This is a genomic window from Acidovorax sp., from assembly GCF_046294525.1.
Taxonomy (GTDB): domain Bacteria; phylum Pseudomonadota; class Gammaproteobacteria; order Burkholderiales; family Burkholderiaceae_C; genus Acidovorax.
Window position 1 is genome coordinate 1 of sequence record NZ_JBKBKQ010000021.1, and the last position, 26,717, is coordinate 26,717.

At 64.5% G+C, this 26,717-nt stretch carries 26 protein-coding genes; 21 read left to right on the forward strand and 5 right to left on the reverse strand.

What is annotated here, in order from left to right; all coding sequences use genetic code 11:
- The first annotated feature begins 168 nt into the window (after nucleotides 1-168).
- From ACK4HJ_RS17200 to ACK4HJ_RS17250, 11 genes are all read left to right on the forward strand, one after another.
- Nucleotides 169-918, forward strand: a complete 750-nt coding sequence (locus ACK4HJ_RS17200; RefSeq protein WP_409833825.1) for a 16S rRNA pseudouridine(516) synthase — start codon at nucleotides 169-171, stop codon at nucleotides 916-918.
- A gap of 177 nt (nucleotides 919-1,095) precedes the next feature.
- Nucleotides 1,096-2,079 (forward strand): beta-propeller fold lactonase family protein, encoded by a 984-nt coding sequence (locus ACK4HJ_RS17205; protein WP_409833827.1) that lies wholly within the window; start codon nucleotides 1,096-1,098, stop codon nucleotides 2,077-2,079.
- 23 nt (nucleotides 2,080-2,102) lie between these two features.
- Nucleotides 2,103-2,975 (forward strand): polysaccharide deacetylase family protein, encoded by an 873-nt coding sequence (locus tag ACK4HJ_RS17210; protein WP_409833958.1) that lies wholly within the window; start codon nucleotides 2,103-2,105, stop codon nucleotides 2,973-2,975.
- A gap of 99 nt (nucleotides 2,976-3,074) precedes the next feature.
- Nucleotides 3,075-4,091: a sterol desaturase family protein gene (locus ACK4HJ_RS17215; protein ID WP_409833829.1), complete on the forward strand. Its 1,017-nt coding sequence runs from the start codon at nucleotides 3,075-3,077 to the stop codon at nucleotides 4,089-4,091.
- 110 nt (nucleotides 4,092-4,201) lie between these two features.
- Nucleotides 4,202-5,152 carry an EI24 domain-containing protein gene (locus ACK4HJ_RS17220; protein ID WP_409833831.1) on the forward strand — a complete coding sequence of 317 codons (951 nt, stop codon included), beginning with the start codon at nucleotides 4,202-4,204 and terminating at the stop codon, nucleotides 5,150-5,152.
- Nucleotides 5,149-5,982, forward strand: coding sequence for a competence/damage-inducible protein A (locus ACK4HJ_RS17225; RefSeq protein WP_409833833.1), 834 nt, complete (start codon nucleotides 5,149-5,151; stop codon nucleotides 5,980-5,982). The genes ACK4HJ_RS17220 and ACK4HJ_RS17225 overlap by 4 nt, the downstream gene beginning before the upstream one ends.
- A 161-nt stretch (nucleotides 5,983-6,143) precedes the next feature.
- Complete coding sequence (gene glnA, locus ACK4HJ_RS17230; RefSeq protein WP_409833835.1) at nucleotides 6,144-7,559, forward strand: type I glutamate--ammonia ligase; 1,416 nt, start codon at nucleotides 6,144-6,146, stop codon at nucleotides 7,557-7,559.
- A 225-nt stretch (nucleotides 7,560-7,784) separates the two neighbouring features.
- On the forward strand, nucleotides 7,785-8,297 hold the full coding sequence (locus tag ACK4HJ_RS17235) for a hypothetical protein (RefSeq protein WP_409833837.1): 513 nt from the start codon (nucleotides 7,785-7,787) through the stop codon (nucleotides 8,295-8,297).
- Between the two features lie 80 nt (nucleotides 8,298-8,377).
- Nucleotides 8,378-9,400: a nitrogen regulation protein NR(II) gene (gene glnL, locus ACK4HJ_RS17240; RefSeq protein WP_409833960.1), complete on the forward strand. Its 1,023-nt coding sequence runs from the start codon at nucleotides 8,378-8,380 to the stop codon at nucleotides 9,398-9,400.
- A 41-nt stretch (nucleotides 9,401-9,441) separates the two neighbouring features.
- Nucleotides 9,442-11,088 (forward strand): nitrogen regulation protein NR(I), encoded by a 1,647-nt coding sequence (gene ntrC, locus ACK4HJ_RS17245; RefSeq protein ID WP_409833839.1) that lies wholly within the window; start codon nucleotides 9,442-9,444, stop codon nucleotides 11,086-11,088.
- Nucleotides 11,089-11,371: 283 nt separating this feature from the next.
- Complete coding sequence (locus ACK4HJ_RS17250; protein ID WP_409833841.1) at nucleotides 11,372-12,322, forward strand: ferritin-like domain-containing protein; 951 nt, start codon at nucleotides 11,372-11,374, stop codon at nucleotides 12,320-12,322.
- 159 nt (nucleotides 12,323-12,481) lie between these two features.
- Here the strand turns inward: ACK4HJ_RS17250 and xth are convergent, their stop codons facing one another.
- From xth to ACK4HJ_RS17265, 3 genes are all read right to left on the reverse strand, one after another.
- Nucleotides 12,482-13,264, reverse strand: a complete 783-nt coding sequence (gene xth / locus ACK4HJ_RS17255; RefSeq protein WP_409833842.1) for an exodeoxyribonuclease III — start codon at nucleotides 13,262-13,264, stop codon at nucleotides 12,482-12,484.
- Nucleotides 13,265-13,355: 91 nt separating this feature from the next.
- Nucleotides 13,356-13,844, reverse strand: coding sequence for a dihydrofolate reductase (locus tag ACK4HJ_RS17260; RefSeq protein ID WP_409833844.1), 489 nt, complete (start codon nucleotides 13,842-13,844; stop codon nucleotides 13,356-13,358).
- 165 nt (nucleotides 13,845-14,009) lie between these two features.
- Nucleotides 14,010-14,864: a thymidylate synthase gene (locus ACK4HJ_RS17265; RefSeq protein ID WP_409833845.1), complete on the reverse strand. Its 855-nt coding sequence runs from the start codon at nucleotides 14,862-14,864 to the stop codon at nucleotides 14,010-14,012.
- Nucleotides 14,865-15,318: 454 nt separating this feature from the next.
- Here ACK4HJ_RS17265 and ACK4HJ_RS17270 point away from each other — a divergent pair, with 454 nt between their 5' ends.
- From ACK4HJ_RS17270 to ACK4HJ_RS17315, 10 genes are all read left to right on the forward strand, one after another.
- A complete protein-coding gene (locus ACK4HJ_RS17270) occupies nucleotides 15,319-16,656 on the forward strand; it encodes an ABC transporter substrate-binding protein (RefSeq protein ID WP_409833846.1) in 1,338 nt (445 codons plus the stop codon).
- A 174-nt stretch (nucleotides 16,657-16,830) separates the two neighbouring features.
- Nucleotides 16,831-17,694, forward strand: a complete 864-nt coding sequence (locus tag ACK4HJ_RS17275) for a carbohydrate ABC transporter permease (protein WP_409833848.1) — start codon at nucleotides 16,831-16,833, stop codon at nucleotides 17,692-17,694.
- A 15-nt stretch (nucleotides 17,695-17,709) separates the two neighbouring features.
- Nucleotides 17,710-18,555 (forward strand): carbohydrate ABC transporter permease, encoded by an 846-nt coding sequence (locus ACK4HJ_RS17280; RefSeq protein ID WP_409833850.1) that lies wholly within the window; start codon nucleotides 17,710-17,712, stop codon nucleotides 18,553-18,555.
- Between the two features lie 49 nt (nucleotides 18,556-18,604).
- Entirely contained in the window at nucleotides 18,605-19,648 is a 1,044-nt protein-coding gene (locus ACK4HJ_RS17285) for an ABC transporter ATP-binding protein (RefSeq protein WP_409833852.1), read from the forward strand.
- A 5-nt stretch (nucleotides 19,649-19,653) separates the two neighbouring features.
- Entirely contained in the window at nucleotides 19,654-20,388 is a 735-nt protein-coding gene (locus ACK4HJ_RS17290) for an SDR family oxidoreductase (protein WP_409833854.1), read from the forward strand.
- Between the two features lie 19 nt (nucleotides 20,389-20,407).
- Nucleotides 20,408-21,808, forward strand: a complete 1,401-nt coding sequence (dalD, locus tag ACK4HJ_RS17295; protein WP_409833856.1) for a D-arabinitol 4-dehydrogenase — start codon at nucleotides 20,408-20,410, stop codon at nucleotides 21,806-21,808.
- A 32-nt stretch (nucleotides 21,809-21,840) separates the two neighbouring features.
- The gene (locus ACK4HJ_RS17300; RefSeq protein WP_409833858.1) at nucleotides 21,841-22,782 is read left to right on the forward strand and encodes an AraC family transcriptional regulator; all 942 of its coding nucleotides are present in this window, start codon (nucleotides 21,841-21,843) and stop codon (nucleotides 22,780-22,782) included.
- Nucleotides 22,782-23,819, forward strand: a complete 1,038-nt coding sequence (locus tag ACK4HJ_RS17305; RefSeq protein WP_409833860.1) for a PfkB family carbohydrate kinase — start codon at nucleotides 22,782-22,784, stop codon at nucleotides 23,817-23,819. Before ACK4HJ_RS17300 ends, ACK4HJ_RS17305 begins: the two co-directional genes overlap by 1 nt.
- Nucleotides 23,820-23,889: 70 nt before the next feature.
- On the forward strand, nucleotides 23,890-24,165 hold the full coding sequence (locus ACK4HJ_RS17310; RefSeq protein ID WP_409833861.1) for a hypothetical protein: 276 nt from the start codon (nucleotides 23,890-23,892) through the stop codon (nucleotides 24,163-24,165).
- On the forward strand, nucleotides 24,162-24,650 hold the full coding sequence (locus tag ACK4HJ_RS17315) for a GNAT family N-acetyltransferase (RefSeq protein WP_409833863.1): 489 nt from the start codon (nucleotides 24,162-24,164) through the stop codon (nucleotides 24,648-24,650). Before ACK4HJ_RS17310 ends, ACK4HJ_RS17315 begins: the two co-directional genes overlap by 4 nt.
- Before the next feature lie 114 nt (nucleotides 24,651-24,764).
- On the opposite strand, the gene ACK4HJ_RS17320 is transcribed toward ACK4HJ_RS17315, so the two are convergent.
- On the reverse strand, nucleotides 24,765-26,207 hold the full coding sequence (locus ACK4HJ_RS17320) for an FAD-binding oxidoreductase (RefSeq protein ID WP_409833865.1): 1,443 nt from the start codon (nucleotides 26,205-26,207) through the stop codon (nucleotides 24,765-24,767).
- 58 nt (nucleotides 26,208-26,265) lie between these two features.
- The gene (locus tag ACK4HJ_RS17325; protein WP_409833866.1) at nucleotides 26,266-26,709 is read right to left on the reverse strand and encodes a DUF2069 domain-containing protein; all 444 of its coding nucleotides are present in this window, start codon (nucleotides 26,707-26,709) and stop codon (nucleotides 26,266-26,268) included.
- Nucleotides 26,710-26,717: the final 8 nt, after the last annotated feature.

Here is a 26,717-nt window from a genome sequence, read left to right on the forward strand (position 1 = left end):
CAGGACAGTGAAACGACTTTGCGCCGATGATAGTGCGGGTTCCCGTGTGAAAGTAGGTCATCGTCAGGCTCTTACAGCCCAGAAAACCCCAGTCTCCTAAAGACTGGGGTTTTTTGCTTTGGGAAATCGACTTTGGGTTACACAAGACAGTTGAAATATGAGGCCGTAATGCAATTGCAGGACATTTTGTATTCGCAGGGGTTTGGCACTCGGCGCGTGTGCGCGGGGCTGGTGCAGCAGGGGTGGGTGGCCGTGCGGGAGGCTTCCGCGGATTCGGGCTTCCAGATGTGTACAGACGCCGCGGCCAACTTTGATTTGCAAGGACTTCTGCTTAGGGTTCAGGGCGTGGAGTGGGAGTGCCATGAGAAGGCTTATGTGCTGCTCCACAAGCCCGCAGGAACGGAATGTTCGCAAAAGCCTTGTACGTATCCCAGCATCTATACCTTGCTACCCACTCCGCTGCGCCAACGGCCGACCAAAAGCGCCGTGCAGGGCGTACAGGCCGTAGGTCGGTTGGACCAGGACACCACGGGAATGCTGTTGTTGAGTGACGATGGCCAGTTCATTCATCGACTCAGTTCCCCCAAAAAACATGTTCCCAAGGTGTACCAGGTCACTACGAAGCACGCCTTAGACACAACTCAAGCAGAGCGCCTGCTGGCCGGAGTGGTATTGGACGACGATCCGAAGCCTGTGCGCGCTGCGGCATGTGAGGTGCTCGGAAGCCACCGGCTGGCTCTCACGCTCACCGAAGGGAAGTATCACCAAGTCAAGCGCATGATTGCAGCCGTCGGTAACCGTGTGGAAGGATTGCACCGATCGCGCATTGGTCGTTTCGAACTGCCAGGGGATCTGGCGCCCGGAAGCTGGAAGTGGCTGACTGCGGAAGAGCTGGCTTTGCTTGATCGCATGGACTGAATGAGGCGAAGGCCCGCATGCGTTTCGGAGGCCGAGAGCCCATGCCGTGGGGACTCCAGAGCATCGCTCATCGTGGGGTGTAGACCGTCTTGTGCATGGATCAGAGATGTTACTTATTCGGCACCTTTGAACGGGGGGCGCGCGGATAAACTGGCAGGCTCTGTTGAAAGTTGTTCTGTGAAGATTTCTGCGATCGCGCGTTTGGAACTGTGCCTTGGAGCACTCTGGTTATTCTGCGCAAGTGCATGGGCGACAGTTCCCCCCGTGTTTGTGTTGAATTCGCTAGAGGCCAATGTCAGTGTCATCGACCCGGTCACCTGGACGGAGACCGCTCGCATCCCGACGGGCAAGGAGCCTCATCACCTGTACCTTACGCCTGACGAAAAATCGATCATTGTGGCGAACGCGCTGGGGGACACGCTCACGTTTGTCGATCCTCGCACCGCGCAGGTGCAGAGAACCGTTCGCGGGATTGTGGACCCGTACCACCTGCGGTTCTCGCCAGACATGAAGTGGTTCATCACTGCGGCGAATCGGCTCAACCATGTGGACTTCTACCGCTGGGATGGCAAGGAGCTCACGCTGGTGCAGCGCGTTGCCACATCGCGCACGCCAAGCCATCTCTGGATCGACAGCCGCAGCACCACCGTTTACGCCACCATGCAGGACAGCGACGAGTTGGTGGCCATCGACATTGCCACGCAGGCCATCAAGTGGCGGATCAAGACCGGTCCCATGCCTGCGGATGTCTATGGGTCGCCGGACGATAAACGGGTTTTTGTGGGCCTGACGGGTGGCGACAGCGTGGAGGTGTTCGATGTCTCCGGGCGCGCTCCCTTGAGCATCCAGAAGATCAAAACGGGCAACGGTGCGCATGCGTTCCGTGCGGCCGGTGATGGTCGTCATCTGTACGTGAGCAACCGTGTGGCCAACACCATCAGCAAGATCGATATGGTCAGTTTCCAGGTCATCGAGTCTTACCCAGTGCCCGGGGGACCCGATTGCATGGAAGTCTCCGCAGACGGCCGGTTCATCTATGTGAGTTCACGCTGGGCGCGCAAGCTGTCGGTTGTGGACACAAAGGCCAAGAAGGTGGTGCGGCAGGTCACTGTGGGCAAATCGCCCCACGGCGTATGGACGCTGCAACACGCCCCGCGGTAGGTAGGTTTGGAGTGGTGGAGATCATGCCGGGACGGCCTGCGCGAGGTCCACTCCGTGCCACCTTGAGTGTGTTGCTGCACCGCATCGCCCTTTCATGCCAGGGCGCACGATTTGCTATATTTTTAATAGCTTTTAGCGCTTTATTATCAAGCGCTAGAGCCCAAAATGGCTGTAAAAACTCCGTCTACCTGACGTTTGACACAGGGCACATGGAAGTCGCACCGCTTGTGGCCGACGTGCTGCGGCGACAGCAGGTGCGGGTGACGTTCTTCGCGGCCAACGAGCGGACGAAGGAAGGCGATGGCAGCCTGGGGGATCATTGGGCGCCATGGTGGCGTGCGCGGGCGGCAGAAGGGCACGAGTTCGCCTCCCATACCTGGGACCACACCTACTGGCGGTCCGACCTGGGTACGCCGCAGAAGCCCGCGTTTCGCGTCCGACCATCGGCGGGGCCGCGTGCGGGTCAGGACTATGTGCTTACGGCCCCCGAGTACTGCCAGGAGCTGGGTAAGGCGGCCGACCGGCTCAAGCAGATCACCGGCAAGGCCCCGCTCCCGCTCTTCAGGGCGCCCGGCGGCAAGACGTCGCCTCAACTGTTGGACAGCGCTCGCGCCTGCGGCTTTGCGCACGTGGGCTGGTCCCCGGCGGGTTTTCTGGGAGACGAGCTTCCCAGCGAGCGCTTCAGCAATTCAGAACTGCTGCGCAAGGCTTTGCGGGACGTGCGGGATGGCGACATCCTGCTGGCGCATCTTGGGATCTGGTCGCGCAAGGAGCCCTGGGCGCCCGTGGTGCTGGAGCCCTTGATCGAAGGGCTGAAGGGACGGGGTTTCTGCTTCAAGACGCTTCGAGAGCACCCGGCCTACCCCACCATGGTTGAACCCAGACGCGCGCGCTGAACCATGGAAACGCGCGTTTACCATCGCTGCTCTGAACGGCCCGCTGAACGAATGACGAGCGGCGGCGAAGACGCACACCACGCAACGAGGATGTAAGCCATGGGCTGGCTTGGCAACGGGTTTGATGTGCTGCAGCAGCAGCTGTTCGAGGGCGTGCTGCAGCCGCTCATGTTCCACCTGGGGTTGGGAAACCTGTTGGAGACTGGCTATGAGGCCGCAGGCTGGCTGCTGGTGGGGGTGCTCCAGCTGGTGGTGATTGTGGCCGTGATCGGGCCCTTGCAGCGGGCCCGGCCTGTGGAGCCCGTGACCAACCGGGCCACCATTCGCACGGACATTCTGTACACGCTGATCCACCGCCTGGGGCTTTTCCGCCTGGGGCTTTTCTTTGCCATTGATCCCCTCGCCGACGATTTTTTCGGAGCGCTGCGGGTAGCGGGTATCAGCACCTTCCAGCTCGACGGCGTATGGCCAGGGGTGACGGATGTCCCCTGGGTCAGCCTGCTGATGTATCTGGTGGTTTTTGACTTTGTGGACTACTGGATCCACCGGGGTCAGCACCAGTTTGAGTGGTGGTGGCGTCTGCATTCGTTGCACCACGCTCAGCGTCAGATGACGATGTGGAGCGACAACCGCAACCACCTTCTGGACGACTTGCTGCGCGACACCATCCTGGTGGTGGTTGCGCAGCTGATTGGCGTGGCGCCAGGCCAGTTCATCGCCATCGTGGCCATCACGCAGCTGAGCGAGAGCTTCCAGCACGCCAATCTGCGCGTGTGGTTTGGCCGCTGGGGTGAGCGCCTGTGGGTCAGCCCACGGTTCCACCGTTTGCACCACAGCATTGGACTGGGGCACGAAACCCTGCGGCCAGTTCCTGGTGCGCCCGCCGACGCTGAGTCGGCCACGCGCTACCGCACGGTGCTGGGCGGGCACAACTTCGGCGTGCTGCTGCCCTGGTGGGACATGCTGATGCGCACGGCCAATTTTGAGCTTCGCTACGACCCCACGGGCATCCGTGACCAGGTGGAGCCCGGACCGGACGGGCGGGTGCGCGACTACGGGCGAGGGTTCTGGTCGCAGCAGTGGCGCGGAATACTCCGGCTCATCGGCAAAGCGTGACGGTGCCTTGACCTGGCTTTCAGGCAGCAAGAGCGGAGGGCGCGGCAGGATCCGTCCTTAATTCCTTTGGCATGCAGCGGCCCCGGACCATGGCTGTATGCTTGCCGCCCATGGGACTATTGCTTGATTCCTTCTGGCGTGCAGCCGCCTACTGCATGCGGCCGCGCGTGATCGTGCTGTCGATGATCCCCCTGCTGCTGATGGCAGCGCTGGGCCTGGCGCTGAGCTACTTTTATTGGGATGCGGCCGTGCAGGGCATGCGGGCCCTGCTGGAGGCCTCTGCGTTGCTGTCCAGCTTCTGGGGCCGGCTGCAAAGCTGGGGTCTGGGCGATGTCACGGCTGTCATGGCGCCGTTGATGGTGGGCGTGGCTGCAACCCCGGTGCTGGTGGTGCTGTCGCTGCTGATCGTGGCGGTATTGATGACGCCGGCTCTGGTTGCGATGGTGGCCCAGCGCCGTTTCCCGGCGCTGGAGCGCAAGAAGGGCGGGTCGTTCATTGCCAGCGTGGCGTGGTCGCTCAGCTCCACCGTGCTGGCGCTGGTGGCGCTGGTGGTGTCCATCCCGCTGTGGCTGGTGCCGCCGCTGGTGTTGATCCTGCCGCCCTTAATCTGGGGCTGGCTGACCTATCGCGTCATGGTGTTTGATGCGCTGGCCGAGCATGCCAGCAAGGAAGAGCGCGTGGAACTGTTTCGCCGCCACCGCAGCAGCTTGCTGGGCATTGGCATCGTCACGGGCTACCTGGGCGCCGCGCCCAGCATTGTCTGGGCTTCCGGTGCGCTGTTTGCCGTGGCTTTTCTTGTGCTGATCCCCGTGGCGATCTGGATCTATACCCTGGTTTTCGCGTTCTCGTCGCTGTGGTTCACGCACTATTGTCTGGCTGCCTTACAGCGCCTGCGGGCTGAGACGGGCGGTGCGGGGGCTACCTTGGCCGTGGTCCCGGCCGATGAGGGGACATCGGCTGTTTCGGCCGCAGCCGATCAAGTCGGCGCCTCCCAGGCCCCCGCGCAGCTCGCGCCAAAACTGCCTGCACCCGCCCCTTCCCATGGAGTTTCCCCGCCATGACCCCTCAGTTCGGTCTCATCATCGTTGGAGACGAAATCCTTTCCGGTAAGCGTGCCGACAAGCACATGCCCAAGGCCATCGAGCTTCTGGCTGCCCGCGGCCTTGCGCTGGCGTATGCCGACTATGTGGGCGACCAGCCGGGCCGCATCACCGCCACGCTGCAGCGCGCCCTTGCGTCGGCTGACGTGGTGTTTTCTTTTGGCGGGATTGGCGCCACACCCGACGACCACACGCGCCAGTGCGCGGCGCGCGCACTGGGCAAAGACTTGACGTTGCATCCCGAGGCCGAGGCATTGATCCGCGAGCGCATGCAGGACGTTGCGCGCGAGCAGGGCGTGCCTTACGAGCCGGACCGGGCTGACAACGTGCACCGCCTCAACATGGGTGTGTTTCCAGCCGGGGCGCGCATTATTCCGAACCCCTACAACAAGATCCCTGGCTTCAGTTGCGACGGTCCCGGCGGGGGCACGGTCCACTTTGTGCCGGGATTTCCCGTGATGGCCTGGCCGATGGTCGAATGGGTGCTGGACAACCACTACGCGGCCTTCTTCAACCGCACACCGCAGACCGAGCAGTCGGTGGTCGTCTATGGCGCCATGGAGGCTGCGCTGACGCCGCTCATGGAACGCGTTGAAAAACACCATCCGCAAGTGCGTGTGTTTAGTTTGCCCAGCGTGGATCATCCACAATACGGGCGGCATATCGAACTGGGCGTCAAAGGGCCTGCCGAGGCGGTTCCCGCTGCATGGCAAGAGTTGAAAGGCGGTCTGCACGATTTTGGTGCGACCTGCGGCCCCGAATTGGTGCGCAAGCTTGGACGTCCAGCATAGAACCCATAGACGCACCGTTTTGGTGCTTTCCGCCTGATGGCGGTTGAGTGTATGGGGCCTAGTGCTCCTTCATAGTGCGGAGCTTGCACTTGGCTGGCACGCAAACTGCTTTTCATTCGGCAAATTCTTTTTTCAACAAGCGCTTTACCCAGGAGAACCTGATGGCCAAGACCGTTGCAGACGTGATGAAGATGGTGAAGGAAAACGAAGTCAAGTTCGTTGACTTCCGTTTTACCGATACCCGTGGCAAGGAACAGCACGTGACCGTGCCCGTGTCCCACTTCGATGAAGACAAGTTCACGTCCGGCCATGCATTCGACGGCTCTTCGGTGGCCGGCTGGAAGGGCATCGAAGCTTCGGACATGCAACTCATGCCCGACCCCAATACCGCCAACATCGATCCGTTCTTTGAAGAGACCACACTGTTCCTGCAGTGCGACGTGATCGAGCCCGGTGATGGCAAGGCCTACGACCGCGACCCCCGCTCCATCGCCAAGCGCGCTGAAGCCTATCTGAAGGCTTCCGGCCTGGGCGACACCGCCTACTTCGGTCCCGAGCCAGAATTCTTCATCTTCGACGGCGTGCGCTGGTCCAACGAGCCCGGCCGCGTATTCAGCGAAATCGAAGAATATGAAGCCCCCTGGAACTCGGGCGCCAAGCTCGAAGGCGGCAACCGCGGCCACCGTCCCACCGTCAAGGGCGGCTACTTCCCCGTGCCTCCGGTTGACAGCACGCAAGACATGCGCGCCGAGATGTCTCTGATCCTCGAATCCCTGGGCATCCCGGTCGAAGTGTTCCACCATGAAGTGGCGGGCGCTGGACAGAACGAAATCGGCACCAAGTTCAGCACGCTGGTCGAGCGCGCCGACTGGACACAGGTCCTGAAGTACGTTGTCTGGAACGTGGCCAACGCCTACGGCAAGACGGCTACTTTCATGCCCAAGCCCTACGCTGGCGACAACGGCTCCGGCATGCACGTTCACCAGTCCATCTGGAAGGATGGCAAGAACCTGTTCGCTGGCGACGGCTATGCTGGCCTGTCGGACTTCGCGCTGTACTACATCGGCGGCATCATCAAGCACGCCCGTGCCCTGAACGCCATCACCAACCCCGGCACCAACAGCTACAAGCGCCTGGTGCCCGGCTTTGAAGCTCCTGTGAAGCTGGCCTACTCGGCCCGCAACCGCTCGGCTTCGATCCGCATTCCTTACGTCGCCAATCCCAAGGGCCGCCGTATCGAAGCGCGCTTCCCCGATCCATCGGCCAACCCCTACCTGGCCTTCTCGGCCCTGATGATGGCTGGCCTCGACGGCGTGGAAAATAAGATCCATCCCGGCGAAGCCGCCACGAAGGACCTGTACCACCTGCCGCCTGAAGAAGACAAGCTGGTGCCCACCGTGTGCCACAGCCTGGACCAGGCGCTGGAATATCTGGACCAAGACCGCGGCTTCCTGACCAAGGGCGGTGTGTTTACCGATTCCATGCTCGACGCCTACATCGAACTCAAGATGGGCGAAGTCACGCGTTTCCGCATGGCTCCCCACCCCGTCGAGTTCGACATGTACTACTCGCTGTAATCGCCTGCTACAGGCTGATCACGGTCCAAAAAAAGGCGGCGCGAGCCGCCTTTTTTCATGGCTGCATTGCGGGTGGCGCGATGCCCAGGCCGGAAGACAGGAACCAACGTCCCGATCGTGGGTCTGTGGCAAAGCCCCTGCCCGGGCGTGCCAGTGTGGAATTGGCGATGTGTGGCGATTGGGGGATACTTCCCCGATGCCTGCTCGGCAGTGCGAGGAAACCGAATGAATAAACCGCTCATCACCCTGATCCTGATTGCCGCTGCGGCACCCGCCGCCTGGGCGCAAGACCGCATCTACCGCTGCGGCAACGAATACACCAACAACGCAACCCAGGCCAAGGAGCGTGGCTGCAAACTGGTGGAAGGGGGCAATGTGACGGTGGTGCAGGGCACTCGCCCGGCCGCTCCCGCTGCAGCCCCAGCCGCTGGAGGTGGTGCCCCGGGGGCAGCGCCCGCCACGTCGCCTCCAAGCGCTCCCCGCGTGAGCAGCAACGACCAGAAGGCGCGCGACGCCGATGCGCGCGCCATTCTGGAGTCTGAACTGCGCAAGGCCGAGTCCCGCCATGCCGAGCTGGTGAAGGAATACAACAACGGCGCGCCCGAACGCAACGCGCTCGACCTGCGCAACCCCCAGCGCTACATCGAGCGTACCGCCGAGCTCAAGGCCAGCGTGGCCCGCAGCGAAAGCGACATCGCCGGCATCAAGCGCGAACTGGCGCGCCTGCCTGCACCGTGACCGACAGCGCCGCCGCTGTGAACCCGCTGCCTACAGAGGCGCCCGGCCCGGACACCGAGCGCTTCCACTCGCTCGACCTCATGTCAACCCTGGTGGCGGTGCTGCGGGCCGACGGCGCCGTACAGTTTGCCAACGCGGCGCTGGAAAACACACTGGGCCTGTCGCGCCGCACGCTCGAAGGCGTCGACTTCTCCACCTTTTTTACCGACCCCGCGCTGCTGCAGACGGCACTGGCAGGGGCGCGCGGCAAGGACTTTGCCGCGCTGCGCTATGAAGCCAGCCTGAAGCGCGTGCACCAGGAGCCCGTGCCTGTGCACGTCAATGTGGCCGATGCCGAGCAGGTGGGCGAGATCCTGGTAGAGCTGTGGCCGCTGGAGCAGCAGGCGCGCCAGGACCGCGAGGAGCGGCTGCTGGACCAGGCCCAGGCCAACAAGGAACTCATCCGCAACCTCGCCCATGAGATCAAGAACCCGCTGGGCGGCATCCGTGGCGCGGCGCAGCTGCTGGAGATGGAGCTCGACAACCGCGAGCTGACCGAATACACCCAGGTCATCATCCACGAGGCCGACCGCCTGCAGAGCCTGGTGGACCGCCTGCTCGCGCCGCACCGCCACCCGCACCTGGTGGGCGACGTCAACATTCACGAGGTCTGCGAGCGCGTGCGCTCGCTCGTGCTGGTGGAGTACCCGCAGGGCCTCAAGGTCGTGCGGGACTACGACACCTCCATCCCCGAGTTCCGTGGAGACCGCGCGCAACTCATCCAGGCGCTTCTGAACATCGTGCAGAACGCCGCGCAGGCGCTGACCGACCGCGTTGCGGCAGGCGATGCCGTCATCACCTTGCGCACGCGCGTTGCGCGACAGGTAACCTTTGGTCGCCAACGCTATCGGTTGGCACTGGAATTGCATGTCATCGACAACGGACCGGGCGTGCCCGACGCGATCAAGGAGCGTATCTTCTACCCTCTGGTGTCGGGTCGGGACGGTGGGTCAGGACTGGGGCTGACGCTGGCGCAAACCTTTGTTCAGCGGCACCACGGGTTGATTGAATGCGACAGTGCACCGGGTCGCACCGATTTCCGAATCCTGATTCCCTTGCCCTGAGGTCCCCTGACACGCAACCACAGGGAAGGTAAGAAAAACATATGAAGCCGATCTGGTTAGTAGACGATGACCCCTCGATCCGCTTCGTCCTGGAAAAGGCCCTGGCACGCGAGAACCTGCCCACGCGCAGCTTCACGCATCCGCGCGAGGTGCTGGATGCCCTGTCCGACCTCACCGTAGGCGACCCCGCACGGCAGGGCCCGCAGGTGTTGGTCAGCGACATCCGCATGCCCGGGGGCTCCGGCCTGCAACTGCTGGAAAAAGTGCGCGAGCTCCAGCCCGGCCTGCCCGTCATCATCATGACGGCATACTCCGACCTCGACAGCGCCGTCTCGGCCTTCCAGCGCGGCGCTTTTGAATACCTGCCCAAGCCCTTCGACCTGCCCAAGGCGGTGGAACTGATCCGCCGCGCGGTGGAAGAGAGCCAGCGCGAAGAGGTGACCGAAGAGCGACAGTCCGACACCCCCGAAATGCTGGGCCAGGCGCCTGCCATGCAGGACGTGTTCCGCGCCATCGGGCGGCTGTCGCAAAGCCAGGTCACGGTGCTCATCACCGGCGAATCCGGCTCGGGCAAAGAGCTGGTGGCCCGCGCGCTGCACAAGCACTCGCCGGTGGCGGATGGCCCCTTTGTGGCCATCAACACGGCCGCGATCCCCAAGGACCTGCTGGAGAGCGAACTCTTCGGCCACGAGCGCGGGGCCTTCACCGGCGCGCAGACCCAGCGGCGCGGCCGCTTCGAGCAGGCCGAGGGCGGCACTCTGTTCCTCGACGAAATCGGAGACATGCCGTTTGATTTGCAGACGCGCCTGCTGCGCGTGCTGTCGGACGGCCAGTTCTACCGCGTCGGCGGCCATGCGGCCGTCAAAGCGCATGTGCGCGTGATTGCTGCCACCCACCAGGACCTGGAAAAGCGGGTGAAGGAAGGCGGCTTCCGCGAGGACTTGTTCCACCGCCTCAATGTGATCCGCCTGCGCCTGCCTGCGCTGCGCGAGCGGCACGAGGACGTGCCCATGCTCACCCGCCACTTCCTGCAGCAAAGTGCGCGGCAGCTGGGCGTGGAGCCCAAGCGCATTGCCGACTCGGCGCTGGCGCGGCTGGAACAGTTTGCCTTTCCAGGCAACGTGCGCCAGTTGGAGAACATCTGCCACTGGCTCACCGTGATGGCGCCGGCGCAGGTGATCTCGCTGCAAGACCTGCCGCCGGAAGTGTTGGAAGCGCCGATCTATCAGCCGCCAGCGCGCGCCGGTGGTGCCTCTGCAGAAGCAGCAACCCCACCTGCAGCACTGTCGCCGCAACCTGCGCCTGCGATGGCCACGCCTCCCGTGCCCGAGCGCGTGGGCGCTGTGCACCCCTTCACCGCTGCCGTGCCTGCCGCCGCCATGGCGGATGCTGCACCTGCCCCCTGGCCCGCTGCAGCCGAAGTGGCGGCCGTGCCTGTGACCGTCGCGCCGCACGCATCCAGCACCTGGGAGCAGGCGCTGGAAACCGAGGCGCAAAAGCTCCTGGCCGGCGGTCAGCCCGAGGTGTGGGACGCCCTCACACGACGCTTTGAGTCCCGCCTGATCCGCACCGCGCTGGTGGCCACACACGGCCGCCGCATGGAAGCCGCGCAGCGCCTTGGTATCGGGCGCAACACCATCACGCGCAAGATCCAGGAGCTGGGTCTGGATGCGGCGGATGAAGCATGAAAAGTATAAAAAGTGCCGCTAGCGCTTGCTTAATAAGCGCTGAACGCTATAGATAGCATAGCGTGTGCGCGACGGCGCACGCCTGCATCTAGCGCTGCCCCGCCGGGGCGGCACTCTTTTCGCGAGTCGGGTGCCCCGTGCAGCGCGTGATTTTTAACCCGCGCCCGCGTGGCTTTGCCCGCGTGTCCCTTGCGTCCTACATGTAGGCCCTCCCTGTGCCGACCCGGTGCTCTGTTGACCGCTTCAAGAATGAAGTCACTGTCAACCAACCGGAGAACCTTCTATGTCGGATTTCAACGATGCCAACCGTGATGCCAATCGCGACCCCCTCACCAACGAACCCGGTTCCCACCCTGTGGGCACCGGCGTGGGCGCTGCGATGGGTGGTGCTGCAGCAGGTGCAGCTGCTGGTGCCTTCGGCGGCCCCGTGGGCGCGGCCGTGGGTGGTGCGGCCGGCGCTGTGGCCGGCGGGCTGGCGGGCAAAGCCGCCGCCGAAGCGGTGAACCCCACCGCCGAAGACGCCTACTGGCGCGAGAACTACAACCGCGAGCCCTACTACACGGAAGGCCGCACCTACGACCAGTACCGTCCCGCGTACGAACTGGGCTGGTCGTCGGTCGGCCGTTACGAGGGCGACTTCGATGCCGTCGAACCCCGCCTGGCTGACGACTGGCGCGCCCGCCACGCCGCCGAAGGCCTGGCCTGGACGGATGTGCGCCCCGCCACCCGTGCCGCGTGGAACCGCGCGTCCGGCACGGCTTTGGCCAGCGACCGGCCCCTCGACGTGATCGACAACGACGATGTGATCGACGTGCTGAACGACGTGCTGGAATCCGCACGCGATGGGGAATACGGCTTCCATTCGTGCGCCGAACACGCTGATTCGGGCCAGCTCAAGACCATCTTCCAGCGCCATTCCCGCGAATGCGCTGCCGCTGCAGTGGAGCTGGAGCACGAAATCCGCCGCCTGGGCGGTGACCCTGCCTCGGGCGGCACCGTGGCGGGCGCGCTGCACCGCGGTTGGGTGTCCGTGAAAACGGCCCTGTCCACCAGCGACGACAAGGCTGTGCTGGCCGAATGCGAGCGTGGCGAGGACGCTGCCGTAGCCCGCTACCGCAAGGCGCTCAAGGCCAACCTCCCCTCGGACATCCGCCAACTGCTGGAGCGCCAGTTGCAAGGCGCCCAACGCAACCACGACGAAGTGCGTGCTCTGCGCGACGGCTTTCAGGGCTAAGTCATTAGACGGGACGCGCCGCTGGCGCGTTCGCCCAGCCCTGAGAGGCTGGGCAAACAAAAAAGCTGCAGGGCTCCACGCCACTGCAGCTTTTTTTTATGGGACCAGTGGCAGCGGGTAAACGCATGCTCGCGCTGGGTCGGCCCATGCCGTGCGGAGCTACGCCAGTGCCAGCGTGGCCACGACCGGGGCGTGGTCGCTAGGCTGGGGGTTCTTGCGCGGCGCGCGGTCCACCACGCAAGCCGTCACCGTCGGTTTCAGGGCCTCGCTCACCAGGATATGGTCGATGCGCAGGCCCCGGTTTTTCTGAAAGCCGAGCATGCGGTAGTCCCACCAGGAATAGGTTTTTTCGGGCTGATCGAACAGGCGGAACGCATCGGTCAGACCCAGCGCCAGCAGGTCCTGGAAGTGCTGGCGCTCTTCCACCGTGTGGTGGATGGTGTCCTTCAGGCCCACGGGGTCGAACGAATCGCGGTCCTCGGGAGCCACGTTAAAGTCCCCCACCAGCGCCAGCCGCGGGTGGGCCACCAGTTCTTCCCTCAGCCAGCGGTGCAGGGCCGTGAGCCACAGCATCTTGTAGGCAAACTTTTCGCTGCCTGGGGCCTGGCCGTTGACGAAGTAGCCGTTCACCAGACGCAGCGGGCCAGCGGGCGTGTCCAGCGTCGCGGCAATCACGCGGGCCTGTTCGTCATCGTGGCCAGGGATGTTGCGCACCACGTCGCGCAGCGGGTGGCGGCTCAGGATCGCGACGCCGTTGTAAGTTTTCTGGCCGAAGGTGACGGCTTCGTAGCCCGCTTCGCGCAGGGCATCGTGCGGAAACTTGTCGTCCGTGAGTTTCAGTTCCTGCAGGCACAGCGCGTCCACCGGGTGGGCTGCCAGCCAGTCCAGCACCTGGGGCAGGCGCACGGAGAGGGAATTCACGTTCCAGGTTGCAATTTGCATGTTTTTGGCCTCCAGCGCTTGATGGATAAGCGCTAACAGCTATGAATTTGGTAGTAATAGCACAGTCGCAGGGCAGGGTGCACCTGGCCGTTCAGCGCCGTTCGTAACGCACAAAACTGAACGGCAGGCCGTTGCTCCTGCTGACATGTGCGCTGCGTTCGGTGGCCATCCATTCGGGGCCCAGCGCGGGGGCATAGGCGTCGCCTTCAAAGTCCTGCGCAATCTCGGTCACTTCCACGCGCTGGGCCAGGGGCAGGGCTTCGGCGTAGATCTGCGCGCCGCCAATCACCCACACCGTGCCATCACCAGGGCACTGGGCCAGCGCATCGGCCAGGCTGGCGGCACGCAGCGCGCCGTCGGCCTGCCAGCCGGCTTGGCGGCTGACGACGATGTTGCTGCGCCCCGGCAGAGGCCGAAAGCGGGGTGGCAGCGAGTCCCAGGTCTTTCGGCCCATGATGACCGGGCAACCCTGCGTGAGTTGCTTGAAACGCGCCATGTCCTCCGGGATGTGCCACGGGATGGTGTTGTCTTTGCCGATGACGCCGTTGGCCGCGCGGGCGTAGATGAGGGCGATTTCCATGCGTTAGAAGGTGTGAATGAATCCGGCGTGCCCGAGCAGGCCGCCAAAACGCGCCCGATCTAGGCGCAAAGCGCAGCCATAGCGCGGGCTATGGCGAGAATTTGAAACAACGAGCGGGTGCGTTTTGGCGGGATGAGCGGGCATGGCGGGTTCGTTCACACCTTCTCAGACCGCCACAGGGGCCTTGATGGCTGGGTGGCACTGGTAGTCCAGCACCTCAAAGTCCTCGTACGCGTAGTCGAAGATGCTGTCGGGCTTGCGCTTGATATTCAGCAATGGGTAGGGGTAGGGCGTGCGTGCCAGCTGCGTCTGCACCTGTTCGTGGTGGTTGCTGTAGATGTGGCAGTCGCCACCCGTCCATATGAAATCGCCTACTTCCAGGTCGCACTGCTGGGCCACCATGTGGGTCAGCAACGCGTAGCTGGCAATGTTGAAGGGCACGCCTAAAAAGATGTCAGCACTGCGCTGGTACAGCTGGCAGCTCAGCGTGCCGCGTCCGCCGGGCTCTTGGGCCGGGGCCACGTAGAACTGGAAGAACGCGTGGCAGGGCATGAGCGCCATTTTGTGCAGCTCGGCCACGTTCCAGGCGCTCACGATGATGCGGCGCGAGTCAGGGTTGGTTTTCAGCGTCTTGATCACGTCGCTGATCTGGTCGATGTGTCCGCCGTCCGGCGTGGGCCAACTGCGCCACTGCACGCCGTACACGGGGCCCAGGTCGCCGTCCTCGCGTGCCCATTCGTCCCAGATGGTTACGCCCCGTTCTTTCAGCCAGTTGTTGTTGCTGGAGCCCGTGAGGAACCACAGCAGCTCCTGGATGATGGACTTGAGGTGCACCTTCTTGGTCGTGACCAGCGGAAAGCCCTCCTTCAAGTCAAACCGCATCTGGTGGCCGAACACGCTCTTGGTGCCGGTGCCCGTGCGGTCCGACTTGTCCACGCCGTGGGTGAAAACGTGGCGCATGAAGTCTTCGTACTGAGAGCGCACGGGGCGGGCGGTAGCGGGGGCAAGGGGCTGGTTCATGGGCGGGCAGGGATGGCGCGTCGCGGGCGAAGAAGGTTGGGCACGGTGCCCGCCATGGCGTTGAACGGGGCGCGAGGCCGCAGGCGGGCAGAGCCTCGGGATTCTATGCCGCTGGCTCGCGTGGTGCTGTGCCGGCGCACTGCATGGAAAAATTTGAGTCAAATAGGGCTCTAGCGCTTGCTGCATAAGCGCTGAAAGCTATCAATTTTGGTATTTCTGCGCGGTGAGATCACAAGCCGGCTCGAAGGTACCAGCTGTGCATTGCAGATACCCAATTGATCCATCTAGGTAGAAATACCAGGGCAGTGGTGCAAATTAGTATTTATTGGCTCGATGCGAGTACCAATCGAGCATGCAAGCATCGGTATCGTTCAGTCCGTCAATGCCCGCAGCCGCTGCACCGGCGTTGAACGGCAGATTCCCCATCCATACCAACGACCTAGGAGACATTCCGATGCCACATTCCAACCGTGTTGCTGCGCCCAAGCGCCTGGCCCTGGCAGCGGCCCTGGCGGCGATGCTGTGCGGCGCCGCCAGCGCGCAGGCGCAGACCGAGCTGGTGATCGCCACCGTGAACAACGGCCACATGATCGAGATGCAGAAGCTCTCCAAGAACTTCGAGCAGGCCAACCCCGACATAAAGCTCAAGTGGGTGACGCTGGAAGAAGGCGTGCTGCGCCAGCGCGTGACGACCGACATCGCCACCAAGGGCGGCCAGTTCGACGTGATGACGATCGGCATGTACGAAGCGCCCATCTGGGGCAAGAAGGGCTGGCTGCAGGAGCTCAAGACCGACGCCGCCTACGACGTGGACGACCTGCTGCCCGCGGTGCGCAACGGCCTGACGGTGGACGGCAAGCTGTTTGCCGCGCCGTTCTATGGCGAAAGCTCGATGCTGATGTACCGCAAGGACCTGGCCGACAAGGCGGGCGTGCAGGTGCCCGAGCGCCCCACCTGGCCGCAGATCAAGGACCTGGCCGCCAAGATGCACGACCCCAAGAACGGCGTGTATGGCATCTGCCTGCGCGGCAAGCCGGGCTGGGGCGACAACATGGCCTTCATCACCACCCTGGTCAACACCTTTGGCGGGCAGTGGTTCGACATGCAGTGGAAGCCGCAGCTCGAATCGAAGCCTTGGAAGGACGCCATCAACTTCTACGTTGACCTGCTCAAGAACTACGGCCCGCCCGGCTCTGCTGCCAACAGCTTCAACGAGATCCTGGCGCTGACCAACTCCGGCAAGTGCGGCATGTGGGTGGACGCGACCATTGCGGCATCGTTCGTGGCCGACCCCAAGCAGTCCAAGGTGGCTGACCAGATGGCGTTTGCCCAGGCGCCCACCATGAATACGCCCAAGGGCGCCAACTGGCTGTGGTCGTGGAATCTGGCCATTCCCGCAGGTTCGAAGAAGGTGGACGCTGCGCAGAAGTTCATCACCTGGTCCACAAGCAAGGACTACATCCAGCTGGTCGCCAAGACCAACGGATGGGCCAATGTGCCCACCGGCACGCGCAAGAGCACGTATGCGTCGCCCGAGTTCCAGAAGGCTGCGCGCTTCGCCGCTGCTGAGAAGACGGCCATCGACTCGGCCAATCCGACCGATTCGACCCTGCCCAAGAGCCCGTATGTGGGCGTGCAGTTCGCGGCCATTCCGGAGTTCCAGTCCATCGGCATCGCCGTGGGCCAGCAGATGAGCTCGGCGCTGGCGGGCAAGACCACGGTGGACGCGGCGCTGAAGGCCTCGCAGGTGGCGGCCGACCGTGAGATGAAGAAGGCCGGCTACTACAAGTAATAGGCATTCATTCGGCTACTGCGCGGGCCGATCCGCGGCCGGTGTTCCTCGCCGTACAGACGTACGGCTGCGGTACAGCGACCCCGCCTCAGCCCGCTCGCTACGCCGACTGAACGCCTATTGCGCCGCTGGTTTTAACTTCCTCTGGCACAGCCGGATTCCCCGAGACTCTCCATGAACCGCCGCCTGCTCCCTCGCCTGCTGCTCACGCCCGCCGTGGCCACGCTCTTCCTGTGGATGGTCGTGCCGCTGGTGATGACGATCTACTTCTCGCTCATCCGCTACAACCTGATGCAGCCCGACCAGACCGGGTTTGCGGGACTTGAGAATTTCGAGTATTTCGTCACCGACCCGTCGTTTGGCACGGCGGTGGTCAACACCCTCTTGCTGCTCGGGAGCGTGATCCTCATCACCGTGGTGCTGGGTGTGGCGATTGCGTTGCTCATCAACGATCCGTTTCCTGGCCGCGGCATCGTGCGGGTGCTGCTGATCTCGCCGTTCTTCGTCATGCCCACGGTGAATGCGCTGATGTGGAAGAACATGATGATGAACCCCATCTACGGCGTGCTCGCGCAGGTGTGGATGTTCTTTGGCGCGCAGCCGGTGGACTGGCTCACGGACCACCCGTTGTTCTCGGTCATCGTGATGGTGTCGTGGCAGTGGCTGCCCTTTGCCACGCTGATCTTCATGACCGCGCTGCAGAGCATGAACCACGAGCAGCTGGAGGCCGCGCGCATGGACGGCGCCAACTACCTGCAGCAGCTGCGCTACCTGTATGTGCCGCATCTGGCGCGCTCGGTGGCGGTGGTCGTGATGATCGAACTCATCTTTCTGCTCAGCATCTTTGCCGAGATCTACACCACCACGGGTGGCGGGCCGGGCGATGCGAGCACCAACGTCACCTTCCTGATCTTCAAGCAGGCGCTGCTCAACTTCGATGCAGGCGTGGCATCGGCCGGGGCGCTGTTTGCGGTGGTGCTGGCCAACATCGCGGCGGTGTTCTTGATCCGCATGGTTGGCAAAAACCTTGACAAGTAAGACGGGGCAACGCTCATGACAACGACAAAACGACGTCGCTCCAACTTCCGGCTGGGCCCGCTTGCACTGCGCACCGCAGCGGCCTGGGCCTTGGCCCTGCTGCTAGTGTTTCCGCTGGCCTGGCTGTTCCTCACCGCCTTCAAGACCGAGCTGCAGGCCATCGCCGTGCCGCCGCTATTTGTCTTCACGCCGACGCTCGAGAATTTTCATGAAGTCCAGGAGCGCAGCGACTACCTGCTGTACGCCAAGAACTCGGTCATCACCAGCGTGCTGTCCACGCTGGTTGGGCTGATGCTGGCCGCGCCTGCGGCTTATGCCATGGCGTTCTTCGCGGGCAAGTACACCAAGGACATCCTCATGTGGATGCTCTCCACCAAGATGATGCCCGCCGTGGGCGCGCTGGTGCCCATCTATGTGCTGGCGCAAAAGAGCCACCTGCTCGACACACAGCTCGCGCTCATCATCGTGTTCGCGCTGTCCAACCTGCCCATCATGGTCTGGATGCTGTATTCGCACTTCAAGGACATCCCGCGCGAGATTCTGGAAGCTGCGCGCATGGACGGCGCCACGCTGTGGCAGGAAGTGCGCCTGGTGCTGCTGCCGCTGGGCATGGGCGGCCTCGCGTCCACCGGCCTCTTGTGCCTGGTGCTGTCATGGAACGAGGCCTTCTGGAGCCTGAACCTCAGCGCCGCCAAGGCCGGCACGCTGGCCACGCTGATCGCGTCCTACTCCAGTCCCGAAGGCCTCTTCTGGGCCAAGCTGTCCGCCGCCTCGCTGATGGCGATTGCACCCATTGTGGTGTTCGGCTGGTTCAGCCAGAAGCAGCTGGTGCAGGGCCTGACGTTTGGCGCCGTGAAGTAACGCGCAGCTTTCCTATCCAACGCAATCAAGTTTTCAGGAACCCGATTCCATGGCCTACCTCCAACTGCGCGGCATCGAGAAATTCTTTGGCGAACACCGCGCCATCAAGGGTATCGACCTGTCCATCCAGAAAGGCGAGTTCATCGTCTTCGTCGGCCCTTCGGGCTGCGGCAAGTCCACGCTGCTGCGGCTGATCGCAGGGCTCGAGAACATCGACGGCGGCACGCTGATGCTGGACGGCCGCGACATCACCGACCAGCCGTCGAGCAAGCGCGACCTGGCCATGGTGTTCCAGAGCTACGCGCTGTACCCGCACATGAGCGTGTACGAGAACATGAGCTTCGCACTCAAGCTGGCCAAGGTGGACAAGCACGTGATCGACGAGAAGGTGCAGAACGCTGCGCGCATCCTCAATCTGACGCAATACCTGCAGCGTACGCCCAAGGAGCTGTCGGGCGGACAGCGCCAGCGCGTGGCCATCGGCCGCGCCATCGTGCGCGCGCCCAAGGTGTTCCTGTTTGACGAGCCACTGTCCAACCTCGACGCGGCCCTGCGCGGCCAGACCCGTGTGGAGATCGCCAAGCTGCACCGCGACCTGGGCGCCACCACCATCTACGTGACGCACGACCAGGTCGAGGCCATGACGCTGGCCGACCGCGTGGTGGTGCTGCGCGACGGCGTCATCGAGCAGGTGGGCACGCCGCTGGAACTGTACGACAAGCCTGCCAACCAGTTCGTGGCCCAGTTCATCGGCACGCCGCAGATGAATGTGGTGCCCCTGCCGCAGCTGCCATCTCCTGTACAACAGCAGGCACCCGCCGGGGCGGAGGGCGGTGCCATCGGCCTGCGACCCGAGAACATCACGGTGCGCAACACCGGCGCGACGCTGGTGCCGGGCCAGGTGGACCTGGTGGAAGCATTGGGCGCCGAGACGCTGATCTACGTGAGCACGCCCAGCGGCGCGCAGTTTGTGGCGCGCCAGAACGACCGCACAGGCCTGCGTGCGGGCGATGCGGTTTGCCTGGACATCGATGCCTCGCAAGCCCACTGGTTCGACCCCCAAGGCCGCGTAGTGGCCCGCCAGGCTGCATGACGGTCATGAGCCTCCAAGACACACTCCAAGGCAAGGTGGCGGCCATCACTGGCGCGGCCTCTGGCATCGGCTTTGCCAGCGCCCAGGCCATGTCCGATGCGGGCGCGCGCGTGGTGCTCATCGACCGCGATGACGCCGCGCTGGCCAGGGCCTGTGCAGCGATTGGCGAACGCGCTTCGCCGCTGGTGCTCGATCTGCTGGATGCCAAGCAGTGCGCCAGCCTGCTGCAGCGCACGTTGGCCATTGCAGGACCGCTGGACATCTTTCATGCCAACGCGGGGCTGTATGTGGGCGGCGATCTCGTCGATGCCGACCCTGACGCCATCGACCGCATGCTGCAGCTCAACGTCAACGTGGTGATGAAGAACGTGCACAACGTGCTGCCCCACATGATCGAGCGCGGCACGGGCGACATCATCGTCACCAGCTCGCTGGCCGCGCATTTCCCCACGCCGTGGGAGCCGGTCTACGCATCGTCCAAGTGGGCGGTCAACTGCTTCGTGCAGACCGTGCGCCGCCAGGTGTTCAAGCACGGCATTCGTGTGGGCTCCATCTCGCCCGGGCCCGTAATCACCTCGCTGCTGGCCGACTGGCCGGCCGACAAACTCGCCGAGGCCAAGGCCAGCGGCAGCCTGATTGAGGCCTCTGAAGTGGCCGAGGTGGTGCTGTTCATGCTCACCCGCCCGCGCGGCATGACCATCCGCGACGTCGTGATGATGCCCACGAACTTTGATCTCTAGAAACCCGCAGTCACGCACCATGAATTTCATCCTGCACCTGGGCCTGGGCTCGTTCCACCGCGCCCACCAGGCCGTTTACGTTCACGCATTGCGCCAACAGGGCCAAAAGGAAGATCAGGGCTGGGCCATCGCAGGCGGCAACCTTCGCCCGGACATGGCCGACACCATCGCGGCGCTGCAAGCGCAGGATGGGCGCTACACGCTCGAAACCGTCACCCCCCAAGGCGAGCGCAGCTACACCGTCATCGAGTCGATCCAGCGTGTGATCCCCTACCAGGACGACCTAGCCCCACTGATTGCCATGGGCGCCGACCCCGCCACGCGCATCATCAGCTTCACGGTGACTGAGGCTGGCTACTACCTCGACGCGCAAAACCAGCTCGACTGGCCCACGTTTGCCGACCTGCGTGCGGACCTCGAAGCCGTGAAGATGGGCCAGGCAGGCCACACCATCTACGGCGGCCTGGTCAGCATCCTGCGCGCGCGCATGGCGGCCGGTGCGGGCCCCGTGACGCTAATGAACTGCGACAACCTGCGGCACAACGGCGAGCGCTCGCGCAGCGGGCTGCTGCAGTTCATCGACGCGCTGGGCGATACCCCGTTGAAAGCCTGGGTGGAGCAGAACACCACGAGCCCCAACGCCATGGTGGACCGCATCACGCCACGCCCCACGCCCGATGTGGCCGAGCGCGTGAAGGCCGCGACCGGCTGGGACGACAAGGCGGCGCTCATGGGCGAGAGCTTCATCCAGTGGGTGATCGAAGACGACTTCATCGCCGGCCGGCCCACATGGGAAAAGGTCGGTGTCGAGATGGTGAAGTCGGTGCAGGCGCACGAAGAGGCCAAGATCCGCCTGCTCAACGCCACCCACAGCTGCATCGCCTGGGCGGGCACGCTGGCTGGCTACCAGTTCATCCACGAAGGCACGCACGATGCCGCCATCCGCCAGATGGCCTATGACTACGTGACCAACGATGCGATCCCGGTGCTGCTGCCGTGCCCCATCGACCTCGCGCGCTACCGCGACGTGGTGCTGGACCGCTTTGGCAACCCCTCCATTGCCGACACCAACCAGCGCGTGGCCATGGACGCGTTCTCCAAGATCCCCGGCATGATCGCGCCCACCATCCGCGATAAGCTGGCGCGCAATCAGCCATTCGACAGCGTGGCCCTGCTGCCCGCGCTGTTCCTGGCCTACCTGCAGCGCTGGCATGCGGGGCAGATTCCCTACACCTACCAGGACCAGGCCATGGACCCGGCCGCGGCGCACGCCATTTGCGACGCGGGCGACCCCGTCGCTGCCTATGCGGCCGACACCACCTTGTGGGGCGAGATGGCCAGCCACCCGCAACTGGTGGACACCCTGCGCAAAGCCTACGCCCGCGTGCTGGCCTTTGTGGCTGAGCGGACATGCGCCTGAGGCTGGTGTAACTTTCGCCCACCACCGCCGCCATGACCGTGAAAACGCCCACCGCCCCGCGCCACACCAAGCCCGAGCTGGAGCACGACTATGTGCGCTCCCCCGCGCTGGGCTACGAATCGCCCGAGACGGCGGGGTTCGTCCGCTGCCTGGCACACGGGTTTCCCACGCCGCTCGCGCGCTGGCACTACCACGACGAGTACGAGCTGCACCTCATCACCGCCACCTCGGGCAAGGTGTTCGTGGGCGACTGGATCGGGCAGTTCCAGCCCGGCCACCTTGTGCTGACTGGCCCGCGCCTGCCGCACAACTGGATCAGCATGGACCTGCCCGAAGGTGGTGTGCCGCTGCGTGACCTGGTGATCCAGTTCTCGCACGCGCCGCTGGTCGCCAGCAGCGAGAGCATCCCTGAGCTGCGCGAGGTGCTGCCCCTGCTGGAGCGCGCACGCCATGGCATCGAATTCTTCGGCATGGAGGCGCAGGCGCAGGAGCACTGGCACCGCATCAAGGCGCGCCAGGGCCTGGCACGGTTTGGCGCGTTCTGTGAGTTCCTGAGCGACCTGGCCCGCTGCACCGACTTTCGCCTGCTATCGAGCACGCAGCTGCAAAGCGAGGACGACGACACCCAGCTCGACCAGATCAACGCCATCGTGAGCCGCATCACCGACCACCTGGCCGACCCGCTGTCGGCGGCCGACCTGGCGCAAGAGTTGGGCATGACGGAAAGCCGCTTTTCGCGCTTCTTCCGCCGCGCCACGGGCAATACCTTCACCGACTTCGTGAACCTGGTGCGCGTGAACCGCGCGTGCCAGCTGCTGATGGAGACCGAGCGCTACATCACGCACATCGCGTACGACGTGGGCTTCAACAACATGGCCAACTTCAACCGCCGCTTTCTGGACATCAAGGGCATGACGCCCAGCGAGTACCGCAAGCAGGGCGCGGGGCGGTTTGGGCCTCCATCCAAGCCGTAATGACGCCTGTATCTCACGACTCCATCGTTTCTCCGCCGATCCATGCCGCCATCGCGGGCGAAGCCCTGATTGACCTCATTCGTCGCCCCGACGGCAGCTACCTGCCGTGCCTGGGCGGGGCGCTTTACAACCTGTGCCGCGCGCTGGCGCGGCAGGGCGTGGGCACGCAGTACCTCAACCCCTTGTCGGGCGACCGCTTTGGCCGCGAGCTGGCAGCGCAACTGGCAGCCGATGGCGTGACGCTGGCCCAGCCGGACCCCGTGCAGCAAGTCACGTCCTTGGCCGTGGTCAACCTCACCGCACAGGGCCACCCCGACTACGCCTTCTACCGCGAAGGCGTGGCCGATCGAGCTGTGTCCGCCCAGAGTCTGGAGGCCGCCTGCAGCCGATTGCCTGCATTGCAACTGGTCTGCACCGGCGCCCTGGCGCTCGACGCGCGCGACACCGGTGTTTACCTGCCCTGGCTGGCAGCCCAGCGTACCGCAGGCCGCTGCGTGGTGGTGGACGCCAACCTCCGCCCCTCCGTCATGCCCGATCTGGTGGCCTACCGCAGCGCGGTGCACGCCGCTCTGGCCCACGCCCACATCATCAAAGCCAGCGACGAGGACCTGGAGCACCTGGCCGTGCCCGGGGCCGACGCCTTGGCCCGCGCGCAGCACCTGCTGGCCGCCAACCCGCAGGCCCATCTGCTCGCGCTGACGCTGGGCGAGGAAGGCGCGTGGCTGCTGCATCGCAATGGCGTGCAGTGTTTTGCCAGAGAAGCCCAGTCCCTTCAGGTAGTGGACACCGTGGGCGCGGGCGACAGCTTTCTGGCCGGCCTGCTGGCGCATCTGCTGCGGCAGGCGCAGGTTGACGGTGGCGCGGAGAGTTTTGCGCATGTCGTCGCACGCTTGACGGGTGACGCCTGCCAGCAGGCGCTGCGCCACGCGCTGGCCAGCGCCAGTCTGTGCGTGATGGAACAGGGTTGTGTTCCACCGGGGTGGGATGCGGCGAACGCGTGGAGTGGGCTGCATCCGGCATCCCAGGACCCAGCTTGAACAAGGGGCCGCACGCGCTCTTGCGGTCCGGCCGTCTATCATGTGCCGTCGCAGTTTGCGGAGGATGTTGATGGCGGAGTTTGTGGTTGCGATGCTGTGGTCGGCAGTGGAGGCTCTGTTGTTGTTCACCGGCGCAAAGTTGGTCCCGGTGGTCAGCCTGGGCCGCTGGCGCTCCCAGCGCTGGGGCAGCGACGAGGCTCGTGTCTTTGGCGCAGCGGGCGCCCTGTCGTTTCGCCACGAAGGAAAGCGGGTGGTGACGAACAACGGTCTGCTGTTTGTTGGGTTGCTGTTCTACGCATTGCTTATCCCGGTGGTGTTTGCCGGTTGGGGACTGGTGTCGGCATGATCTCTTTTGGTGCTGCGCCTCCCGCCACATGCATCACGGCTGCCAAAGTCACTGAAGCCCAAGCCGCCTGCCATGTCGTCCGCCAGTCGATCACCCACTGCTGCATGCCCGACCACGGTGGCGACCCCGCCATCCTCGCCGCGTGGCTGGCCAACAAAACTCCCGAGAACCTGGCTGCGTGGATCTCCGGGCCCGGCGCCGCTGCGTGGGTTGCCTATCGCGCGGACGTGATGGTGGGTTTTGCCCTGCGCACGCACGCCACGCTGGCGCTGTGCTACGTGCTGCCCGAGGCGCTGTACCAAGGCCTGGGACGCGCTCTGCTGCGCGAGGCCGAGGCCGACGCGCGACAAGCGGGCATCAGCGAGCTGGCTTTGGAGAGCACGCGCACCGCGCAGGCGTTCTACCTTCGCAACGGCTATGCGCCGTCGGGCTCTGCCCGGGCGTGGGCGGGGCTGCAGTCACAGCCCATGCGCAAGATGCTTTGAGCTTGCCGCCGCCGTGCGGTGCGATCTGCCGTGTTTGCCGCAGGAAATCAATATCAAAGCGAAAATGGCCGCCAGCGCTTTATGGTAAAGCGCTGGCGGCTATCTTTTTTATAGTCAGCTGGGCAGATATCCCGGCTGCTGGGCCTGCAGCACCCGCCCCGGGTTCATGATGCCCTGCGGGTCCAGCACCTGCTTGATGGCACGCATCATCGACAGCGCCACGGGCGACTGGTACTTGGCGAGCTTGTCGGCCTTGAGCTCGCCAATGCCATGCTCGGCCGAGAACGAGCCGCCGAACTCCGCCACGGCTTCGTACACCAGGTGGTTCACCTCCGCTTCGTGCTCGCGCAGGAAGGCCTTGGTGTCGCCCTCGGCCGGGGCCTGCACGTTGTAGTGCAGGTTGCCATCGCCCAGGTGGCCGAAGTTGACCAGGCGCACGCCTGGGATCTCGCGCTGCAGCACCGCATCCGTGTGCGCCACGAAGGCCGGGATGCGCGAGATGGGCACAGAGATGTCGTGCTTGATGTTCAGGCCCTCTTCGGCCTGGGCCAGTGGAATGCTCTCGCGGATGTGCCAGAGCTGGTGCGCCTGCGTGAGGTTCTCGGCCACCACGGCGTCGGTCACGCAGCCCACTTCAAAGGCCGTCTCCAGCAGCGCTTCGAAACGCGCGCGGGCATGTTCTTCGGATTCGCTGTCCGAGTTCTCCAACAACACGCACCAGGCCGCGTTCTCGTCGCCCAGAAAGGGCACGCGCAGCTGCGGCATGTGCTTGCCCACCAGGCTGAGCGCAAACTGCCCCATCACCTCGAAGCCCGTGAGGCCCGCGCCCAGTTGCTTGTGCGCCAGCCCCAGCAGGGCCACGGCGTGTTCCATGGAGGGCACAGCGGCCCAGGCCGTGAGCTTGGCGGCGGGCTGGGGGTAGAGCTTCATCGTGGCGGCCGTGATGATGCCCAGCGTGCCCTCGCTGCCGATGAACAAATCGCGCAGGTCGTAGCCGGTGTTGTCCTTGCGCAGGCCCTTGAGGCCGTCCCACACCTCGCCCTGCGGCGTGACCACTTCGAGGCCCAGGCACAGGTCGCGCGCGTTGCCGTAGCGGACCACTTGCGTGCCGCCCGCGTTGGTGCCCAGGTTGCCGCCAATGGTGCAGCTGCCCTCGGCCGCGAGGCTCAGGGGGAAGAGCACTCCGGCTTTCTCGGCCACGTCCTGCAGGTTCTGCAGGATGCAGCCCGCTTCCACGGTCATGGTCAGGTTGTCGGTGTCCACGCTGCGCACGGCGCTCATGCGCGTGAGGCTCAGCACGACCTGCGTGCCGCTGTCATCGGGCGTGGAGCCCACAGCCAGGCCGGTGTTGCCGCCCTGAGGCACGATGGCGGTGCCTGCTGCCGCGCAGGCCTTGACCACAGCGGCCACTTCCTGCGTGTTGGCAGGGCGCACCACAGCCAGCGCCTTGCCGCGCACGCGGCGGCGCCAGTCCTGTTCCCAGGCAGCGAGGTCGCCTTCGGTGAGCACGTGGGTGGGGCCAACGATGGCGCGGAGGGTGTCGAGCAAAGTGGTCATGGGCTTCAATCAGGGGAAGTCGGAGGCGGGCAGGGGCGTGCAGGCGATGCCGCGGGCATCAGGGTGCAGGGGCCGCTGCGTCGGTAGCAGCGGCTGCGGCTGCGGCCGCAGCCTTGGCGTTGCGCTGGCGCAGTCGTACATGCAGCGTGCAAGCAGTGAACAGTACCAGGCACAGGGCAATCTCGGCCCAGGCCAGCCATTGCGATGGGGGAGCATCGCTCCACCCGCGCACTACGCCTTCGGTGAAATACAGCCAGATCACCAGGCTCACCCAGCGATAGGTGTACATGCGGTTCTTGAGGATGCCGGCCAGCGGGATGCACAGTGGCAGCGCCTTGACGGCCAGCCAGGTGCCACCGGGTCGCAGCGGCGCGAGCACCAGCTCCCACGCCAGGCACAGCACGATCAGGCCCAGCAAGCTGCCGGTGGCTACCCAGCGCGTGGCGTCCACGGCGGCGTTGTTGGGGGAGGCATGGGCAGGGGCGGTGGAGGCGGCAGTCATTGGGGTGG

Coding starts and splice junctions, on each gene's coding strand:
- ACK4HJ_RS17200 (WP_409833825.1), top strand. CDS start 169: ATGCAATTGCAGGACATTTTGTATTCGCAGGGGTTTGGCACTCGGCGC.
- ACK4HJ_RS17210 (WP_409833958.1), top strand. CDS start 2,103: ATGCCGGGACGGCCTGCGCGAGGTCCACTCCGTGCCACCTTGAGTGTG.
- ACK4HJ_RS17215 (WP_409833829.1), top strand. CDS start 3,075: ATGGGCTGGCTTGGCAACGGGTTTGATGTGCTGCAGCAGCAGCTGTTC.
- ACK4HJ_RS17220 (WP_409833831.1), top strand. CDS start 4,202: ATGGGACTATTGCTTGATTCCTTCTGGCGTGCAGCCGCCTACTGCATG.
- ACK4HJ_RS17225 (WP_409833833.1), top strand. CDS start 5,149: ATGACCCCTCAGTTCGGTCTCATCATCGTTGGAGACGAAATCCTTTCC.
- glnA (WP_409833835.1), top strand. CDS start 6,144: ATGGCCAAGACCGTTGCAGACGTGATGAAGATGGTGAAGGAAAACGAA.
- ACK4HJ_RS17235 (WP_409833837.1), top strand. CDS start 7,785: ATGAATAAACCGCTCATCACCCTGATCCTGATTGCCGCTGCGGCACCC.
- glnL (WP_409833960.1), top strand. CDS start 8,378: ATGTCAACCCTGGTGGCGGTGCTGCGGGCCGACGGCGCCGTACAGTTT.
- ntrC (WP_409833839.1), top strand. CDS start 9,442: ATGAAGCCGATCTGGTTAGTAGACGATGACCCCTCGATCCGCTTCGTC.
- ACK4HJ_RS17250 (WP_409833841.1), top strand. CDS start 11,372: ATGTCGGATTTCAACGATGCCAACCGTGATGCCAATCGCGACCCCCTC.
- xth (WP_409833842.1), bottom strand. CDS start 13,264: ATGCAAATTGCAACCTGGAACGTGAATTCCCTCTCCGTGCGCCTGCCC.
- ACK4HJ_RS17260 (WP_409833844.1), bottom strand. CDS start 13,844: ATGGAAATCGCCCTCATCTACGCCCGCGCGGCCAACGGCGTCATCGGC.
- ACK4HJ_RS17265 (WP_409833845.1), bottom strand. CDS start 14,864: ATGAACCAGCCCCTTGCCCCCGCTACCGCCCGCCCCGTGCGCTCTCAG.
- ACK4HJ_RS17270 (WP_409833846.1), top strand. CDS start 15,319: ATGCCACATTCCAACCGTGTTGCTGCGCCCAAGCGCCTGGCCCTGGCA.
- ACK4HJ_RS17275 (WP_409833848.1), top strand. CDS start 16,831: ATGAACCGCCGCCTGCTCCCTCGCCTGCTGCTCACGCCCGCCGTGGCC.
- ACK4HJ_RS17280 (WP_409833850.1), top strand. CDS start 17,710: ATGACAACGACAAAACGACGTCGCTCCAACTTCCGGCTGGGCCCGCTT.
- ACK4HJ_RS17285 (WP_409833852.1), top strand. CDS start 18,605: ATGGCCTACCTCCAACTGCGCGGCATCGAGAAATTCTTTGGCGAACAC.
- ACK4HJ_RS17290 (WP_409833854.1), top strand. CDS start 19,654: ATGAGCCTCCAAGACACACTCCAAGGCAAGGTGGCGGCCATCACTGGC.
- dalD (WP_409833856.1), top strand. CDS start 20,408: ATGAATTTCATCCTGCACCTGGGCCTGGGCTCGTTCCACCGCGCCCAC.
- ACK4HJ_RS17300 (WP_409833858.1), top strand. CDS start 21,841: ATGACCGTGAAAACGCCCACCGCCCCGCGCCACACCAAGCCCGAGCTG.
- ACK4HJ_RS17305 (WP_409833860.1), top strand. CDS start 22,782: ATGACGCCTGTATCTCACGACTCCATCGTTTCTCCGCCGATCCATGCC.
- ACK4HJ_RS17310 (WP_409833861.1), top strand. CDS start 23,890: ATGGCGGAGTTTGTGGTTGCGATGCTGTGGTCGGCAGTGGAGGCTCTG.
- ACK4HJ_RS17315 (WP_409833863.1), top strand. CDS start 24,162: ATGATCTCTTTTGGTGCTGCGCCTCCCGCCACATGCATCACGGCTGCC.
- ACK4HJ_RS17320 (WP_409833865.1), bottom strand. CDS start 26,207: ATGACCACTTTGCTCGACACCCTCCGCGCCATCGTTGGCCCCACCCAC.
- ACK4HJ_RS17325 (WP_409833866.1), bottom strand. CDS start 26,709: ATGACTGCCGCCTCCACCGCCCCTGCCCATGCCTCCCCCAACAACGCC.